The sequence below is a fragment of the Mesosutterella faecium genome (assembly GCF_022809315.2).
Lineage (GTDB): Bacteria > Pseudomonadota > Gammaproteobacteria > Burkholderiales > Burkholderiaceae_F > Mesosutterella > Mesosutterella faecium.
The window spans coordinates 312,445-327,355 of record NZ_JAKZJU020000001.1 but is presented as its reverse complement, the minus strand read 5'-3'; the positions used below and the strand labels follow the sequence as shown (position 1 = coordinate 327,355).

At 67.7% G+C, this 14,911-nt stretch carries 16 protein-coding genes and 1 tRNA gene; 9 read left to right on the top strand and 8 right to left on the bottom strand.

What is annotated here, in order from left to right:
* Positions 1-13: 13 nt before the first annotated feature.
* Complete coding sequence (locus MUN46_RS01515) at positions 14-496, bottom strand: hypothetical protein (protein ID WP_243375852.1); 483 nt, start codon at positions 494-496, stop codon at positions 14-16.
* Between the two features lie 297 nt (positions 497-793).
* On the opposite strand from MUN46_RS01515, the gene secA reads away from it, so the two are divergent.
* The 4 genes from secA to MUN46_RS01495 all read left to right on the top strand — a co-directional run bounded on the left by secA (position 794) and on the right by MUN46_RS01495 (position 5,967).
* The gene (gene secA / locus MUN46_RS01510; RefSeq protein ID WP_243375851.1) at positions 794-3,544 is read left to right on the top strand and encodes a preprotein translocase subunit SecA; all 2,751 of its coding nucleotides are present in this window, start codon (positions 794-796) and stop codon (positions 3,542-3,544) included.
* 118 nt (positions 3,545-3,662) lie between these two features.
* Positions 3,663-4,313 carry a hypothetical protein gene (locus MUN46_RS01505; protein ID WP_243375849.1) on the top strand — a complete coding sequence of 217 codons (651 nt, stop codon included), beginning with the start codon at positions 3,663-3,665 and terminating at the stop codon, positions 4,311-4,313.
* On the top strand, positions 4,310-5,200 hold the full coding sequence (locus tag MUN46_RS01500; protein WP_243375848.1) for an ATP-binding protein: 891 nt from the start codon (positions 4,310-4,312) through the stop codon (positions 5,198-5,200). Before MUN46_RS01505 ends, MUN46_RS01500 begins: the two co-directional genes overlap by 4 nt.
* Positions 5,197-5,967 carry an NUDIX domain-containing protein gene (locus MUN46_RS01495; protein WP_285230530.1) on the top strand — a complete coding sequence of 257 codons (771 nt, stop codon included), beginning with the start codon at positions 5,197-5,199 and terminating at the stop codon, positions 5,965-5,967. The genes MUN46_RS01500 and MUN46_RS01495 overlap by 4 nt, the downstream gene beginning before the upstream one ends.
* A 6-nt stretch (positions 5,968-5,973) precedes the next feature.
* On the opposite strand, the gene MUN46_RS01490 is transcribed toward MUN46_RS01495, so the two are convergent.
* From MUN46_RS01490 to MUN46_RS01480, 3 genes are all read right to left on the bottom strand, one after another.
* Positions 5,974-6,192, bottom strand: a complete 219-nt coding sequence (locus MUN46_RS01490; protein ID WP_243375847.1) for a DNA gyrase inhibitor YacG — start codon at positions 6,190-6,192, stop codon at positions 5,974-5,976.
* On the bottom strand, positions 6,189-6,827 hold the full coding sequence (coaE, locus tag MUN46_RS01485) for a dephospho-CoA kinase (RefSeq protein ID WP_243375846.1): 639 nt from the start codon (positions 6,825-6,827) through the stop codon (positions 6,189-6,191). Before coaE ends, MUN46_RS01490 begins: the two co-directional genes overlap by 4 nt.
* Before the next feature lie 194 nt (positions 6,828-7,021).
* Positions 7,022-7,098, bottom strand: a tRNA-Pro gene (locus tag MUN46_RS01480).
* A 333-nt stretch (positions 7,099-7,431) separates the two neighbouring features.
* On the opposite strand from MUN46_RS01480, the gene rplU reads away from it, so the two are divergent.
* From rplU to MUN46_RS01455, 5 genes are all read left to right on the top strand, one after another.
* On the top strand, positions 7,432-7,743 hold the full coding sequence (rplU, locus tag MUN46_RS01475) for a 50S ribosomal protein L21 (RefSeq protein ID WP_237979004.1): 312 nt from the start codon (positions 7,432-7,434) through the stop codon (positions 7,741-7,743).
* A gap of 33 nt (positions 7,744-7,776) precedes the next feature.
* On the top strand, positions 7,777-8,040 hold the full coding sequence (gene rpmA / locus MUN46_RS01470) for a 50S ribosomal protein L27 (RefSeq protein WP_237979005.1): 264 nt from the start codon (positions 7,777-7,779) through the stop codon (positions 8,038-8,040).
* 104 nt (positions 8,041-8,144) lie between these two features.
* Positions 8,145-9,266, top strand: coding sequence for a GTPase ObgE (gene obgE, locus MUN46_RS01465; protein ID WP_243375844.1), 1,122 nt, complete (start codon positions 8,145-8,147; stop codon positions 9,264-9,266).
* Between the two features lie 71 nt (positions 9,267-9,337).
* On the top strand, positions 9,338-10,504 hold the full coding sequence (proB, locus tag MUN46_RS01460) for a glutamate 5-kinase (RefSeq protein ID WP_243375842.1): 1,167 nt from the start codon (positions 9,338-9,340) through the stop codon (positions 10,502-10,504).
* Positions 10,505-10,590: 86 nt separating this feature from the next.
* Positions 10,591-12,348 carry a proline--tRNA ligase gene (locus MUN46_RS01455; protein WP_243375841.1) on the top strand — a complete coding sequence of 586 codons (1,758 nt, stop codon included), beginning with the start codon at positions 10,591-10,593 and terminating at the stop codon, positions 12,346-12,348.
* A 186-nt stretch (positions 12,349-12,534) separates the two neighbouring features.
* Here the strand turns inward: MUN46_RS01455 and MUN46_RS01450 are convergent, their stop codons facing one another.
* From MUN46_RS01450 to MUN46_RS01435, 4 genes are read right to left on the bottom strand one after another with little or no spacing between them, the layout of a single operon-like run.
* Positions 12,535-13,089, bottom strand: coding sequence for a YggT family protein (locus tag MUN46_RS01450; RefSeq protein WP_243375840.1), 555 nt, complete (start codon positions 13,087-13,089; stop codon positions 12,535-12,537).
* 26 nt (positions 13,090-13,115) lie between these two features.
* On the bottom strand, positions 13,116-13,790 hold the full coding sequence (gene ampD, locus MUN46_RS01445; protein ID WP_243375839.1) for a 1,6-anhydro-N-acetylmuramyl-L-alanine amidase AmpD: 675 nt from the start codon (positions 13,788-13,790) through the stop codon (positions 13,116-13,118).
* Positions 13,791-13,793: 3 nt separating this feature from the next.
* Positions 13,794-14,066, bottom strand: a complete 273-nt coding sequence (locus MUN46_RS01440) for a PP0621 family protein (protein ID WP_243375837.1) — start codon at positions 14,064-14,066, stop codon at positions 13,794-13,796.
* A 12-nt stretch (positions 14,067-14,078) separates the two neighbouring features.
* Complete coding sequence (locus tag MUN46_RS01435; RefSeq protein ID WP_243375836.1) at positions 14,079-14,897, bottom strand: cytochrome C assembly family protein; 819 nt, start codon at positions 14,895-14,897, stop codon at positions 14,079-14,081.
* Positions 14,898-14,911 lie beyond the last annotated feature (14 nt).

Sequence of the window (14,911 nt, the reverse complement as noted above, 5' to 3'; positions counted from 1 at the left end):
AGGCGGGCGCGCCTCAGTCTTCGAGCGAGCGGGCCAGGTTTTCGAGCGACTCGCGGATGCGGCTTCCTTCGGGAAGCCGCTTTGCTTTTTCAAGAGCCTCTCTGGCCGCCTTCGGGCTGGGGAGCCGGGGCTCGCCCTGCGGGGCGTCGCCGCCCGAGGGCAGGGGGTCGTGCAGCGCGGGGTTCACCGATACCGAGACCGAGCGGACGGCCCCGCCGAAGGCGCGCTCGAGCGCGGCGCGGATGGTGGGCATGACGTTGCGGATCTGGTAGGCCTCGGAGGGGGTGCGCACGACCAGCCGCAGCGCCCCGCCCTCGAGGAGCACGGCCTGGCCCGGGCCGGAAAAACGGACGCGCAGGCGCCGCCCGGCGCAGGCCTCCTCCACGACCCGGGAGACTTCCTGCGCGGCGCGCAGCCTCGAGCCGAGGCCCCGGCTTGCGCTGAGGTAGCGGAACGGGCGGCGCAGCGCCGGTCCGCCTTTGGGTGCGGCAGTCATGATGTTCTGGCTTTGCTCCTGCGGGCCGCCGGTGCGCGTGCGGAAAGGGGCGGCCCAGCCCTTCCCTCAGCGGCAAGTATAGGGCAGGGCGGGGTTCTTTTCCCCTGCCGGGGCGCACGCCCGTCTGTCCGACTGTGCGATAATCCCCTATTCTTGTTTTCTTTTAAGCTCGGGGGCGGTGCGCGCTCCCGGACTTGAACGGTTTCCAGTGTATGGCTTCACGCCTGCGCTGCCCCCCTTCCCGCGCGCATCAGGCGGGGAAGGCAGAGGGCCGGCGCCGCAGGCGCAAGGGATGATATGTTCGACGGATTTCTCACAAAAATTTTCGGCAGCCGCAACCAGCGCCTCGTCAAGGCCTACCGCCGCCGCTGCGCCCAGATCAACGCGCTAGAACCCTCGATGAAGAAGCTCTCCGACGACGAGCTCAAGGCAAAGACCGGGGAGTTCCGGGCCCGCCTCGACCGCGGCGAGACCCTCGACAGCCTGCTGCCTGAGGCGTTTGCCGTGGTGCGCGAAGCCTCGGTGCGCGTGATGGGCATGAGGCATTTCGACGTGCAGCTGATCGGCGGCATGGTGCTGCACGACGGCAAGATCGCCGAAATGCGCACGGGCGAAGGCAAGACGCTCACCGCGACGCTGGCCGTGTACCTGAATGCGCTCACCGGGCGGGGCGTGCACGTGGTGACCGTGAACGACTACCTTGCCTCGCGCGACGCCCGCTGGATGGGGCGCCTCTACAAGTGGCTCGGCCTCAGCGTGGGGGTGATCCTCTCGGGCGAGCAGGACCCTGCCGTGAAGCGCGAGGCCTACGCCTGCGACATAACCTACGGCACGAACAACGAGTTCGGCTTCGACTACCTGCGCGACAACATGGAGTACGAGCCGGGCAACCGCCGCCAGAGGCCGCTCAACTACGCGATCGTCGACGAGGTGGACTCCATCCTGATCGACGAGGCGAGAACCCCGCTCATCATTTCCGGCCCGGCCGAGGACAACGTCGAGCTCTACCGCGAGATGGACGCGATTCCGGCGCTGCTCACGCGGCAGAAGGGCGAAAAGGAGCCGGGCGACTACTGGGTCGACGAGAAGGCCCATCAGGTCTACCTCTCCGACCAGGGCCATGAAACGGTCGAGCGCATCTTCACCGAGCGCGGCCTCATCAAGAACGGCCGCAGCCTCTACTCGCCGCAGAACATCATGCTGATGCACCACCTGCTCGCGGCGCTCAAGGCCCACACGCTCTTCAACCGGGATCAGCACTACGTGGTGCAGAACGGCGAGGTGATCATCGTCGACGAGTTCACGGGACGCCTCATGCCCGGCCGGCGCTGGAGCGACGGCATCCATCAGGCGATCGAGGCGAAGGAAGGGGTGAAGATCCAGCAGGAGACCCAGACGATGGCCTCCATCACCTTCCAGAACTACTTCCGCATGTACGACAAGCTCGCGGGCATGACGGGCACGGCCGACACCGAGGCCTACGAGTTCCAGGACATCTACGGGCTCGAGACGGTCGTGATTCCGACCAACCGCCCGATGATCCGCCGCGACGAGCAGGACCGGGTCTTCAAGACCGAGCGCGAGAAGTACGCCGCGATCCTGAAGGACGTCGAGGACTGCTACCGGCGCGGGCAGCCGGTGCTCGTGGGCACGACCTCGATCGACAACTCGGAGATCATCAGCAAGCTCATGGACAAGGCGGGCATTCCGCACAACGTGCTCAACGCGAAGCAGCACGAGAAGGAGGCCCTGGTCGTCGCCGAGGCCGGGCGGCCCGGCATGGTGACGATTGCCACCAACATGGCCGGCCGCGGCACCGACATCGTGCTGGGCGGCAGCATCAGCAACCGGATCGAGGCGATCACGCACGACGACAGCCTCACCGAGGAGCAGAAGGCGGCCCAGATCGAAAAGGAAAAGGCGCAGTGGCAGAAGCTGCACGACGAGGTGGTGAAAAACGGGGGCCTGCGCATCATCGGCTCCGAGCGCCACGAGTCGCGCCGCATCGACAACCAGCTGCGCGGCCGCTCCGGCCGCCAGGGCGACCCGGGCAGCTCCGCGTTCTACCTGTCGATGGAAGACAACCTGCTGCGCATTTTCGGCGGCGACCGCATGAAGTCGATGGCCGAGAGGCTCAAGCTCGAGGAAGGCGTGCCGATCGAGAGCCGGATGCTCTCGCGCATGATCGAGAACGCCCAGCGCAAGGTCGAGGCGCGCAACTACGACATCCGCAAGCAGCTGCTCGAGTTCGACGACGTGCAGAACGACCAGCGCCACGAGATCTACAAGGTGCGCAACGAGATCCTCGATTCGAAGGACCTCACCGAGAGCCTGGCGGAGATGCGCCACGGCTTCTACAGCGACCTCGTGCGCCGCTATGTGCCCCCGGAGACCGTTGAGGACCAGTGGGATCTCGAGGGCCTCACCACGGCGCTGCGCGGCGAATGGGCGGTCGACTTCGACGCCAAGCGCTGGATGGAGGAGGACGAGTCGCGCATTGACGACGACCTCGTGCAGAAGGTGATCGAGGAGGCCGACAAGGTCTACAACGCGAAGGTGGAGCTCGTGGGAGCGGACGCCTGGAACGCGTTCGCGCGCTCCGTGCTGCTGCAGGTGCTCGACCAGACCTGGCGGCAGCACATCAGCAGCCTCGACCTGCTGCGCCAGGGCATCTTCCTGCGCGGCTACGCCCAGAAGCAGCCCAAGCAGGAGTACAAGCGCGAGGCCTTTGAAATGTTCAAGGACCTGCTCGACATCACCCGCGAGGGCGTGATCCGCGTGCTGATGCAGGTGCAGATCCAGATGCCGGAGGAGGCCGAGGCGGCAAGCGACGCCACGACGGCCGAGGCGCAGCGCCAGGCCGCGGCCGCCCAGGCGGCGCAGCCCGAGCCCTCGTCCGTGACCGAGCCCGAGTCCGAGCCCGCGAGCCTGAGCGGCGGCGAACCCCGCGAGCTCGATCCCTCGATTTTCGAGCACGTGGGCCGCAACGACCCCTGCCCGTGCGGCTCCGGCAAGAAATTCAAGGACTGCCACGGCAGGCTGAGCTGAAAAGCGCAGGGAGCGGAGCGGCCGCAGGCCGCCCCGGCCCCCAGGGCGGCGCCCGGCAGGAGCCTTTCGGAATCCGGAGGCCGGCCGGGCTTTGTTTTTATCGATGGAGCGGGCAGACATGGCACAGCAGTGGGCGGATCTCAACGCGATTCGGGGCCTGACGGCCTCGGGCCGGGCGGGCGGCTTCAGGCTTCAGTTCCCGCGGGGGCGGGCCGGCTGGTCCGCCTCGCGGGACTGCGGGCTGCTTGCCCCGCAGGCCCGCGTGCGCGCCCTCCGGGTGCTCGCCTGGGAGCGGCCGGGGCGTCCGGAGCCGAAGAAGCACACCCTGGCGCTATACGCGGGCACGGGCCCGCGCCCGGAGGCGGGCGCCTCCGGCTGGCGGGAAGACGCGGAGCGCTCGGGGCTCGGGGCGCTCGAGGCCGCTGGAGCCGGCGCTCTGGCGGGGCGGGGAGAGTCGCGCCGCTGCTTTGTGGAGTTTTCGCCCGTGGTCGTGAACGCCTTCGCCTTCCGCCTGGACCGGGGGAGGGCGGTCGCGGCGGCGACCGACGCGGGGCTGGGGACGGACGAGCTCGAGCGGATCGCCGGGGACCTTCGCGAAGCGTTCGGGGAGGTGCGGTTTGCCTTTGCCCTGGCTACCGGAAAGCCCGGCGCCGGGAGGCGCTGCGCGGGCAGCACCCCCTTTGAGAGCCTGAGGGCCCTTGTGCTGTCGACGGCCGACGCCGCCCTCGCGGGCCTTGAAGAAACGGGAAAAGGAGGGCAAGCCTCATGAACGGAGAACTGGAAAAGAAACTGTCGCGGCTCATCGGCCGGCTGGAGGCGCTGCTGCCGCCTGATCCGGGCGACGTCGACTGGTCGCAGAGCGCCTTCCGCTGGGAGCGCCGCCCTTATCTCGGGATGACCGCGGGGCGGCTCGAGGCCGTGCTCTGCCCGGCCCTGATCAGCGGCGGGGAGCTGCTGCACGTGCAGCGCCAGAAGGAGCTGCTCTTCAGCAACACGGAGAGCTTCGTGCGGGGGCTGCCCGCGAACAACGTGCTCCTGACGGGGGCGCGCGGCTCGGGCAAGAGCTCGCTCATCCGCGCCTGCCTCATGGCCTACCGCGCGGAGGGGCTGCGGCTGATCGAGGTGAGCCGCGACTTCCTCACCGACCTGCCCGACATCGTGAAGGTCGTGGCCGGGCGCCCGGAGCGCTTCATCCTTTTCTGCGACGACCTCACTTTCGAGCAGGGCGAGGGCGGCTACAGGGCGCTCAAGGCCGCGCTCGACGGCTCCATCGCGGGCGGCAGCGGCAACACGCTCGTCTACGCGACCTCGAACCGCCGGCACCTGATGCCCGAGCGCGCCGCCGACAACCTCGACTCGAGCCTCGACGCGGACGGGCTGCTGCATCCCGCCGAGACGATCGAGGAGCAGCTGTCGCTGTCCGAGCGCTTCGGGCTGTGGCTGTCCTTCTATCCCTTCTCGCAGGACGAGTACCTCGACATCGTCGGGCTGTGGCTGCGCGAGCTGGGCGTGCCCGAGCAGCAGGCGGCCTCCCCGGAGATGCGCGTCTCGGCCCTGCAGTTCGCGCTGGGCCGGGGCTCCCGCTCGGGCCGCGTCGCCCAGCAGTTCGCCCGAGCCGCGGCCTCCTGCGTCGCCCGGGGCAGGCCCCTGCCGTGAGCGGCGCGGGCTTCGGCGGCCGCGAGCCGGTGGATGTCGCGGTGGGGGTTCTGATGGACGGCTGCGGGCGGGTCCTGATGGGCTCGAGGCCCGAGGGCAAGCCCTGCGCCGGATTCTGGGAGTTTCCCGGCGGCAAGCTCGAGCCGGGCGAGGATCCCGGCAGCGCCCTCAGGCGCGAGCTCGAGGAAGAGCTTGGGATCGAGGTCCTGCGCTCCTACCCCTGGTTCGTGCGGATGGTGGACTACCCGCACGCGCTCGTGCGGCTTCATTTCCGGCGCTGCTGGCGCTGGCGCGGGGAGCCGCGGGGGCTGGAGGGGCAGCGCTTCGGCTTTTACGAGCGGGGGCGGCTGCCCGGCGGGAAGCTGCTGCCCATGGATGACGTGATCGCGGGGTGGGCGGGGCTGCCCTTGAGGGCGGCGCTGCTTGAAGGCGGCGGGAACCTGGCCGGGAGGGCGCGCAGGGCGCTCGAAGCGGGCGCGCGGCTGCTTTTCCTTCCGGAGGGCGGGGCCTCGCCTCGCCTCGCGCGCGGCTTTCTTCCCGCCGGCGCCCTGCTCGTCTCCGGCCGGGGCGGGCCCTTCCGCGGCGCGCTCTGCGGACAGCCCGGGGAGGCTCCGTCCGGCACGGACTTCGTTTTTGCGCAGCGCTGCCCCGAGGCGGGCCCCGCCGGCTGCGCGCTGCCCGTCCTGAAGCCCTCCGCGGATTTCTCGCAGGAGGCGCTCGAGGCCGCCCTCGAGCAGGGCTGGCACGGCCTGTGGCGGCGGTTTTAGGCCTTCTTAAGGCTCTTTTTTGGCGTCGCCCTCGTCGAGCAGGTCCGCGCTTCCGGGCCGGCCCTCGATGCGGTAGGCGTCGCTGCCCCATTCGCCCAGGTCGATGAGCCTGCAGCGCTCCGAGCAGAAGGGCCGCCACGGGCTCTGCGGCCCCCACGGGACCTTTTTGCCGCAGATCGGGCAGCGGACCGAGAACGTTTCAGTTTTTTCCTTGCTTTCTGTCATGCCGCACAGTTCTCCATGAAGCGCCGGGCCATGGCGCAGTAGCGCTCGTGCAGGCTCTCCAGCCCCCGGAAGAGCTCGGGCTCGCTGCCGCAGTTCTCCAGCACGTCGTCGGCCGCCTCGAGCCGCTCGCAGCGACGCGACTGCGCGGCAAGGATCGCGAGGGCTTCGCCGCGCGAGAGGCCGCTGCGCCGCATGAGGCGCTCGACCTGCAGAGATTCGGGAACGTCCACCACAAGCAGGCGGTTCAGCAGAGGCCGCAGCTCCAGGATGGAGGGTAGCAGCGGCACCACGAGCACGCAGTACGGGGCGCTGCCGCCGCCGGCGAGCCGCTCGATCAGCCGCCGGCGCACGAGCGGATGGATCACGGCCTCGAGCCTTCGGCGCGCCTCCGGGTCGGAAAAGACGATGCGGCGCATCGCCCGGCGGTCGAGGCTGCCGTCGGGCCGCAGGCAGCGCCGCCCGAACTCGCGCTCGAGCTGCGGCATCGCTTCGCCGCCCGCGGCGGTGACGGCCCTCGATTCTTCGTCAGCGTCGGCCACCGCGCAGCCCGCGGCGGCAAGCCAGTTCGAAACGGTCGTCTTGCCCGAGGCGATCCCTCCGGTGAGGCCCAGAATCCATCGGCGGTCGGTCTGCATGAGCTTGTATGCCCTCCAGTGTTTTTTCGTCGCCCGCGCAGGAGGCTGCTCCTGCGCTTTTCGGCAGACAGGAGGATAACGCGCATGAAGGGCGCGCGCGAGCAGCTGCCGGGGGAGCGTCTGCGGGAGGCCGCGGGAAAGGCGGAAAGAAAAAAGCGCGCGGAGCTTTGACGCACCGCGCGCTTTTCGAAATCTGGTCGGGGTGAGAGGATTCGAACCTCCGACTTTCACGTCCCGAACGTGACACTCTACCAGGCTGAGTCACACCCCGAGCCGGCTGATCCGGCGGGTTCCCATGCGGGAAAAACCGTCGTTTCCAACGCCGAGGGCAACCATAATACTCTTTCCCGCGGGAATGTCAAATTTTCCTCCGTCCGCGGGAAACCGGCCGCCTTCCGGGCGCGGGATGAAAGCCCGGGAATTTATTTGACTTTATAGGAAAAACAGAAGATAATATCCTGCTCATCCCGCCCTAGGCAGGATGAGACACACAGGTCAGGTTCCTTGCTTCCCAAGGAGCCTGTTTTTGACACAAGAAGGTTTCACAGTTCCGGGGCCCGCCCGAGCGCGCAGCCGCCGGCTGAGTGAAACACTGGGGAAAAGAATGTACGCAATCATCAAGACCGGCGGCAAGCAGTACCGCGTCTCCGAAGGCGACCTGCTCAAGGTTGAGACTCTGGGCGCCAAGGTCGGCGATACCGTCACGCTCTCCGAGGTTCTCGCCGTGGGCGAGGGCAAGGAGCTCAAGGTGGGCGCTCCTCTCGTCGAAGGCGCTTCCGTGACCGCTTCCGTGGTCTCCGAGGGCCGCGCCGACAAGGTCCGCATTTTCCAGTTCCGCAAGCGCAAGCACTCCAAGAAGAGCGCCGGCCATCGCCAGAACTACGTCGAGCTGAAGATCGAAAAAATCGCAGCTTAATTCATTGAATTTTTTCTAGAGGAATAGAAAAAAATGGCACACAAGAAGGGCGGCGGCTCGACCCGCAACGGACGCGACTCCAAGGCTCATCGCATGGGCGTCAAGGTTTTCGGCAGCCAGGTGATTTCCGCCGGCTCCATCATCGTGCGTCAGCGCGGCACTGAATTCCACGCCGGCGACAACGTCATGATGGGCCGCGACCACACGCTGTTCGCGACTGCTTCGGGCACCGTCGAATTCGAGGTGAAGGGTCCCCGCAACCAGCAGTTTGTGAAGGTTGTCCCGCTTGCCGCCTGAGGCGGGCAGTCTGGCAATTTTCAGCAAAAGCCCTGTCGTCTCTGGCGGCAGGGCTTTTTTAGATTCCGGGCGAAGCCCCGGCTCACATTAGGACGGATTTCGCTGTGAAATTCATCGACGAAGCGAAGATTGAAGTTCAGGGCGGCAAGGGCGGCAACGGTTCGGCCTCCTTCCGGCGCGAAAAATTCATTCCCCGCGGAGGCCCCAACGGCGGCGACGGCGGCCGCGGCGGCTCGGTCTGGGCGGTGGCCGATGAAAACCTGAACACCCTCATCGACTACCGCTACACCCGCAGGTACCAGGCTCCGAACGGCGAAAACGGCATGGGGTCGGACTGCTACGGCAAGGCCGGCCGGGACATCGTGCTGCGGATGCCCGTGGGCACGGTGATCACCGACGAGGACTCGGGCGAGGTCCTCGCCGACCTCTCCGAGAACGGGAAGAAGGCCCTGATCGCCGCGGGCGGCCGCGGAGGCCTCGGCAACCTGCACTTCAAGAGCGCGACGAACCGCGCGCCCAGGCAGTACACGCTCGGCGAGCCCGGCGTGCACCACAGCCTGCACCTGGAACTCAAGGTGCTCGCCGACGTGGGGCTGCTCGGCTACCCGAACGCCGGGAAGTCGACCTTCATCACGGCCGTGTCCAACGCCCGCCCGAAGATCGCCGACTATCCCTTCACGACGATGTCGCCGCACCTCGGAGTCGTGCGCATCGAGCACGAGAACAGCTTCGTGATCGCCGACATTCCCGGTCTGATCGAAGGGGCGGCCGAAGGCGCGGGGCTGGGCCACGAGTTCCTGCGGCACCTGGAGCGCACGAAGCTGCTGCTGCACGTGATCGACATGGCCCCGCTCGACGGCAGCGACCCGGTCGCCAAGGCCCGCGCGCTTGTGAGCGAGCTTGGGAAATACAGCGCGTCGCTTGCCGCGAAGCCGCGCTGGGTCGTGCTCAACAAGCTCGACCTGGTGCCGCAGTCCGAAAGGCCCGCGCGGGTGGCCGAGCTGCGCGAGGCTCTGCAGGACGGGGGGGGGGCCGGGCGGCCGTTCTTCGTCATGTCGGCCGCCTCGAGGGAAGGCACGCGCGAGGTCGTGATGGCCATTGCGCAGTTCCTCGACGAGGCGCGGCGGGCTGAAAAGAAGGCGGCGCAGGACGCGGCCGACCCCCGTTTTGCTCAGTCCGGCGCGGAGCCTGAAGAGGGCGCCGCCCCCGCCGGGGATCAGGCCTGAGGGGAGCGCTGTCCGGCGCGGCGCCGCGGCAGGGCAGGCGGAAAAACTGGAAAAAAGGGGAGAAAAGCATCATGGCAGGCGAATCAGCAGCAGCGGCCCGCTCCGTCGCGGCCGAGGCGAAGCGCATTGTGGTGAAAGTGGGCTCGGCCCTGATCACGAATGACGGGCGGGGGCTTGACTTTCAGGCGATCGCCGCACTTGCCGGCGATCTGTCCGCCCTCACGCGCGACGGCCGCGAGGTGCTCCTGGTCTCCTCCGGGGCGATCGCCGAGGGCATCCTGCGGCTCGGCTGGTCGGAGAGGCCGACCGACGTGAGCCGCCTGCAGGCCGCGGCCGCCGTGGGGCAGATGAGCCTCGCGCAGGCCTACGAGCACGAGTTCGAAAAGCGCGGGATCAAATCCGCCCTGGTGCTGCTCACCGGCGGGGACCTCAACGACCGCACGCGCTACCTGAACGCGAGGGGGGCGCTGCTCACGCTGCTCAAGTTCGGCGTCGTGCCCGTGATCAACGAAAACGACACCGTCGTGACCGACGAGATCAAGGTGGGGGACAACGACACGCTGGGCTCCGTGGTCGCCAACCTGATCGATGCCGACCTGCTCGTGATCCTCACCGACCAGAAGGGGCTCTACAGCGCCGACCCGCGCAGGAACCCGGACGCGGTCTTCATCGCCCGGGCCCGCGCGGGCGATCCGGCGCTCGAGAAGATGGCGGGCGGGGCCGCAAGCTCCCTGTCCAAGGGCGGCATGATTACTAAGGTTCTCGCGGCAAAGCGCGCAGCCCGCACCGGGGCTGCGACGATCATCGTCTCGGGGCGCGAAAAGGAGCCGCTTCGCAGGCTGGCCGCGGGCGAGCCCCTCGGCACTGAGCTGGTGCCGGAGACGCCGAAGATTCTCGCGCGCAAGGCCTGGATTGCCGACCACCTCAATCTGTCCGGCGCGGTGGTCCTCGACCGTGGAGCGGCCCGCGCGCTGATCGACGGCCACACGAGCCTGCTGCCCGTCGGAGTAAAGGAGGTGCGGGGCGACTTCAAGCGCGGCGACGTGATCGCCGTGCTTTCTCCCGAGGGCGAGGAGATCGCCCGGGGGCTCACCGCCTACCCGAGCGCCGATGCCCTGAGGATCGCCGGGCGGCACACCGAGGAGATCGAGGCGATCCTCGGCTACATGGAGCAGCCCGAGCTCATCCACCGCGACAATCTCGTCGTGACCAAGCCCGCCGGTTTCGAAGCCGGCTGACTTCGTTTTAGAATGCTTTTTCGTTTAGTTTCGGACCGCCGGGCCTGTCCTGGGCGCGTGCGGCCGCTTATCTGACTGGAAGTTCCATGCGAGCTCAACAATTTTTTATCTCAACACTGAAGGAAGCTCCGGCCGACGCGGACATCGCGAGCCAGAAGCTCATGATCCGCGCGGGCATGATCAAGAAGCTGGCTGCCGGCGTCTACACGTACATGCCGATGGGCCTGCGGGTGATCCGCAAAATTGAGAACATCGTTCGCGAGGAAATGGACCGCGCGGGCTCCATCGAGATGCTCATGCCGATCGTGCAGCCCGCCGAGCTCTGGAAGGAGTCCGGGCGCTGGGAGAAGTACGGCCCCGAGCTGCTGCGCTTCAAGGACCGGCATGACCGCGACTTCGTGATCCAGCCGACCTCCGAGGAAGTGATTACGGACTTCGCGCGCCAGGAGATCACCTCCTGGAGGCAGCTGCCGGTGAACTTCTACCAGATCCAGACTAAGTTCCGCGACGAGCGGCGCCCCCGCTTCGGGCTGATGCGCGGCCGCGAGTTCATCATGAAGGACGCCTATTCCTTCGACCGGGACGCGCAGAAGGCGGGCGAGAGCTACAAGAAGATGTTCGACGCCTACTGCCGCATCTTCAGCCGCACGGGCCTGGTCTTCCGCCCGGTCGCCGCGGACACGGGATCGATCGGCGGCTCGCGCTCCAACGAGTTCCAGGTGATTGCCGACACGGGCGAGGACCTCATCGCCTACAGCACGGGCTCGGGCTACGCCGCCAACATCGAGCTCGCCGAGGCGCTGCCGCCCTCCTCCGAGCGCCAGGCCCCGAAGGAGACGATGCAGAAGGTGCCCACTCCGGGCTGCGACAAGTGCGAGTCCGTGACGGCGCTGCTCGGGCTGCCGCTCACCCGCTCCGTCAAGTCCGTGGTGCTCGCGGCCGACCGCACCGACGAGGCCGGCCGGCCCCTGCCCGCCCGGATCGTTCTCGTGCTGCTGCGCGGCGACCACAGCCTGAACGAAGTGAAGGTCGGGAAGCTGCCCGAGCTGAAGGACGGCTTCCGCTTCGCCACCGAGGCCGAGATCCTCGAAGCCTTCGGCAGCAAGCCGGGCTATCTGGGGCCCGTCGGCCTCGATCCGCAGAAGGTGAAGGTCTACGGCGACTTCGCGGTCCGCTGCATGAGCGACTTCGTGGTGGGCGCGAACGAAGAGGGCTTCCACCTGCGCGGCGTGAACTTCGGCCGCGACTTCCCCGAGCCGCAGTTCGCGGACCTGAGGAACGTGGTCGAGGGCGATCCCTCGCCCGACGGCCAGGGCACGCTCAAGCTGCAGCGCGGCATCGAGGTGGGGCACGTCTTTTACCTCGGCACCAAGTACTCCTCGGCGATGGGGGCCACCTATCTCGACGAGCAGGGCCATCCGCAGCCCCTTGAAATGGGCTGCTACGGCATCGGCATTTCCCGCGTGGCGGGCGCCGCGATCGAGCAGAACCACGATGACAAGGGCATCATATGGCCCGAGGCGATCGCGCCGTTCGAGGTGGTGATCTGCCCGATGGGCTACCGCCGCAGCGAAGCCGTGCGCGAAGCCTGCGACCGTCTGCACGACGAGCTGCAGAAGGCCGGGGTCGATGTGATCCTCGACGACCGCGACATGCGTCCGGGCCCGATGTTCGCCGACTGGGAGCTGATCGGCGTGCCGCATCGCATTGTGGTTGGAGACCGGGGACTGAAGAACGGCGAGGTCGAGTACACGAGCCGCCGAAGCCTCGACAAGCGGGAGATGGTGAGGCTGGAAAACGCGGCCGCCTTCATCCTGGAAAAGCTGAAGGCCGCGCGGGCCTGAGGCCGCTGGAAGGGGGCGGGCCGCTTCGGCCCGTCCCTTTTCAGGAAAAAGAAAAAAGCGTCTCTTTGAACTGTCTGAACTGTCCCCAGGAGGAAGAGGCGCTTTTTTCCTGCCCGGCAGGAGCGGCGGGAAAAAGGGGGAGCCAAAGCGGTTCTGGCGGGGGCGCGCTGCGCCGTTTCGCGGGCGTCAGACGATGCCGCGGGCCAGCGGTGTGATCAGGATAAGGACCAGCTGGCAGAGAATGAACACGAAGACCGGCGAGAGGTCCACGCCCTTGATCGGCGGAATTACCCTGCGGATCGGGCGCAGGAAGGGCTCGACCAGGAACCCCAGCGTGCGGATCACCGGCGAGGGCGAGCGCAGCCAGGTGAGCACCGCCCAGATCACGGTTCCCCAGAGCACGAGCTCGGTGGCCCAGCGGCCCAGAAGCGCGAAGGGCGAGACGAGGAGCCCGAGCAGCGACATGGGCACGCCGAACAAAAGCCTCGAGAGGATGGACGAGAGGATCGCCACCGCGAAGGCGCACAGCAGCGCGGGCCAGTGCCAGCGCCCGATGCGTCCGCCCGTGCTTCGAACCACGGGCTGCACGAGCCAGTCGGTGAGGACTTCACAGAATTTGGCGATCGGGTCGGAGGTGGGGATGGCAAGCGTGTAGACCCAGGCTCTCAGCAGCAGCACCGAGCCGAGCAGCGCTGCGAGCAGATCCACGACATAGCCGAGCAGATGTGAGATCAGGTTCATGGCGTTCAGTATATAGGGTCATCCGGTCAGGAGGGGCGGCCCTCCCCGGCAGATGTTAAAGGGGCGCGCGCCGCGGCGCCCGCGCCCGGGGCCTTTCCGGCTCCGGCGGCGAAGGGAAAGGCGACGCCGCGCTCGAGCAGGCCGCGCGTCATCACGCGGCTCCAGTCGAAATAAGGGCCGGGATCGGTCTTGCGCCCGGGGGCGATGTCGCTGTGGCCGGCGGCGGCCCGGATCGGGTAGCGGCGGGCGAGCGCTTCCATGACGGCGGCGAGGGACTCGTACTGGATGTCCTCGAAGGGCTCGAAGTCGGTGCCCTCGAGCTCGATGCCGACGGAGAAGTCGTTGCAGCGCGGCCTGCCTTCAAATGAGGAGCGGCCTGCATGCCAGCCCCGCACCGCGCAGGACAGGAACTGGATCACAAGCCCCGAGCGTTCAATGAAGAAGTGCGAGGCGACCCGCAGCCCCCTGAGGGACTCAAAGCTCGGGTCCTCGTCGAGCCCCAGCCGGCCGGTGAAGAAGCGCTCGACGCAGCCCGTGCCGAAGCGTCCGGGCGGCAGCGTGATGTTGTGCACGACGATGAGGCTCACGTCCCGGGGGTCGGGCCTGAGGTCGAAGTGCAGGCTCGGCATCGCAAGCGCTCCGAGCGCCCAGCCTTCGGGGCCGATCTCGAAGCGGGGCTGCCTCAGAAGCGGCTCGCGCATGTCTCAGGCGTCCTTTCTCGCGCAGGAGCGGCTGCAGTAGAGGCGGCCGTTTTTAATGACGCCGTCGCGCCGCAGGAAGTAAGTGCCGCAGTGCGGGCAGCGCGCCATCTCCTCGGAGGAGCCCTCCGCGGGACCCTGGCGGGCGTTGAGCTGGCGGCGCATGGCCTTGAGTTCCTCCTCCATGGCCGAGCGCTCCCGCTCCCGTTTTTTGCGCGACAGGAACACGAATGCGATGACGATGAGAATGATCCAGGGGAGAAGCCTGATTAAGCCCATAAATAGCTCCGCTCAGTCGATGAAGACTTCAATGAGGAAGGTGTAGCCCAGGTAGGCGACGAGGTAGATCGCGCAGAGGATCCAGCACCACTTGAGCGCGGTCGAGCCCCGCCAGCCGAGCAGCCGGTGGCCGGCCAGCAGCACCGCGCAGCACAGCCAGCTCGCCCAGGTGAGGAAGGTCTTGTGGTCGAAGTGCAGCCACACGCCGTAGGCTTCGTGCGTGACGAAAAAGCCCGTGACCAGCAGCGCGGTGAGCGTCGCAAAGCCCGTCCAGAGCATATAGAAGAGAACCTTTTCCATCGATAGGATGGACGGCAGGTTCGAAAGAATCCCGCGCTGCGGGATGGGATCGGGCGAGCGGCGGAAGCGGCCGTCCTGCAGCTGCATCAGCACCGCCTGGATGATCGCCGTGGCGAGCAGCCCGTAGGTGATCAGCCCGAGGCCGAGATGGACGCGGAAAAGCGGCGTCCACAGCGCGGCGTTCATCGGCTCGCCCGGAAACACGGCCGGCAGCAGCGCCGCGGCGGCCGCCGCGATCAGGGCGATGCCGAACACCGGGCCGATGCGCTGGAAGCAGGAGACGATCGAGAGAATCGCCACCGCGAAGAGCATGGAGGCGGAGACCGCCGGGCCGAACCCGAAGAAGATGCCGCCGTCGTGGAAGATCTGCCGGCTCACGCCCGCCGAGTGCAGGACGAGAGCCGCGAGAATGCCGGCAAGAAGCCAGGCCGGAGCCCGTCCGCCGCGCTTCCACAGCGAGCTGAGCGCGACTGCGCCGCAGCCGGCGTATGCGAGGGCCGCCAAAACCGTCAGAAGAGTGCCTGTCATCATCGTGTGGAGGTGCC

What these genes read in the sequence shown, in the direction of transcription:
- MUN46_RS01500 (WP_243375848.1), top strand. Translation starts at nt 4,310, where the DNA reads ATGAACGGAGAACTGGAAAAGAAACTGTCGCGGCTCATCGGCCGGCTG.
- secA (WP_243375851.1), top strand. Translation starts at nt 794, where the DNA reads ATGTTCGACGGATTTCTCACAAAAATTTTCGGCAGCCGCAACCAGCGC.
- MUN46_RS01440 (WP_243375837.1), bottom strand. Translation starts at nt 14,066, where the DNA reads ATGGGCTTAATCAGGCTTCTCCCCTGGATCATTCTCATCGTCATCGCA.
- MUN46_RS01505 (WP_243375849.1), top strand. Translation starts at nt 3,663, where the DNA reads ATGGCACAGCAGTGGGCGGATCTCAACGCGATTCGGGGCCTGACGGCC.
- ampD (WP_243375839.1), bottom strand. Translation starts at nt 13,790, where the DNA reads ATGCGCGAGCCGCTTCTGAGGCAGCCCCGCTTCGAGATCGGCCCCGAA.
- rplU (WP_237979004.1), top strand. Translation starts at nt 7,432, where the DNA reads ATGTACGCAATCATCAAGACCGGCGGCAAGCAGTACCGCGTCTCCGAA.
- coaE (WP_243375846.1), bottom strand. Translation starts at nt 6,827, where the DNA reads ATGCAGACCGACCGCCGATGGATTCTGGGCCTCACCGGAGGGATCGCC.
- MUN46_RS01515 (WP_243375852.1), bottom strand. Translation starts at nt 496, where the DNA reads ATGACTGCCGCACCCAAAGGCGGACCGGCGCTGCGCCGCCCGTTCCGC.
- MUN46_RS01490 (WP_243375847.1), bottom strand. Translation starts at nt 6,192, where the DNA reads ATGACAGAAAGCAAGGAAAAAACTGAAACGTTCTCGGTCCGCTGCCCG.
- MUN46_RS01455 (WP_243375841.1), top strand. Translation starts at nt 10,591, where the DNA reads ATGCGAGCTCAACAATTTTTTATCTCAACACTGAAGGAAGCTCCGGCC.
- proB (WP_243375842.1), top strand. Translation starts at nt 9,338, where the DNA reads ATGGCAGGCGAATCAGCAGCAGCGGCCCGCTCCGTCGCGGCCGAGGCG.
- rpmA (WP_237979005.1), top strand. Translation starts at nt 7,777, where the DNA reads ATGGCACACAAGAAGGGCGGCGGCTCGACCCGCAACGGACGCGACTCC.
- MUN46_RS01450 (WP_243375840.1), bottom strand. Translation starts at nt 13,089, where the DNA reads ATGAACCTGATCTCACATCTGCTCGGCTATGTCGTGGATCTGCTCGCA.
- MUN46_RS01435 (WP_243375836.1), bottom strand. Translation starts at nt 14,897, where the DNA reads ATGATGACAGGCACTCTTCTGACGGTTTTGGCGGCCCTCGCATACGCC.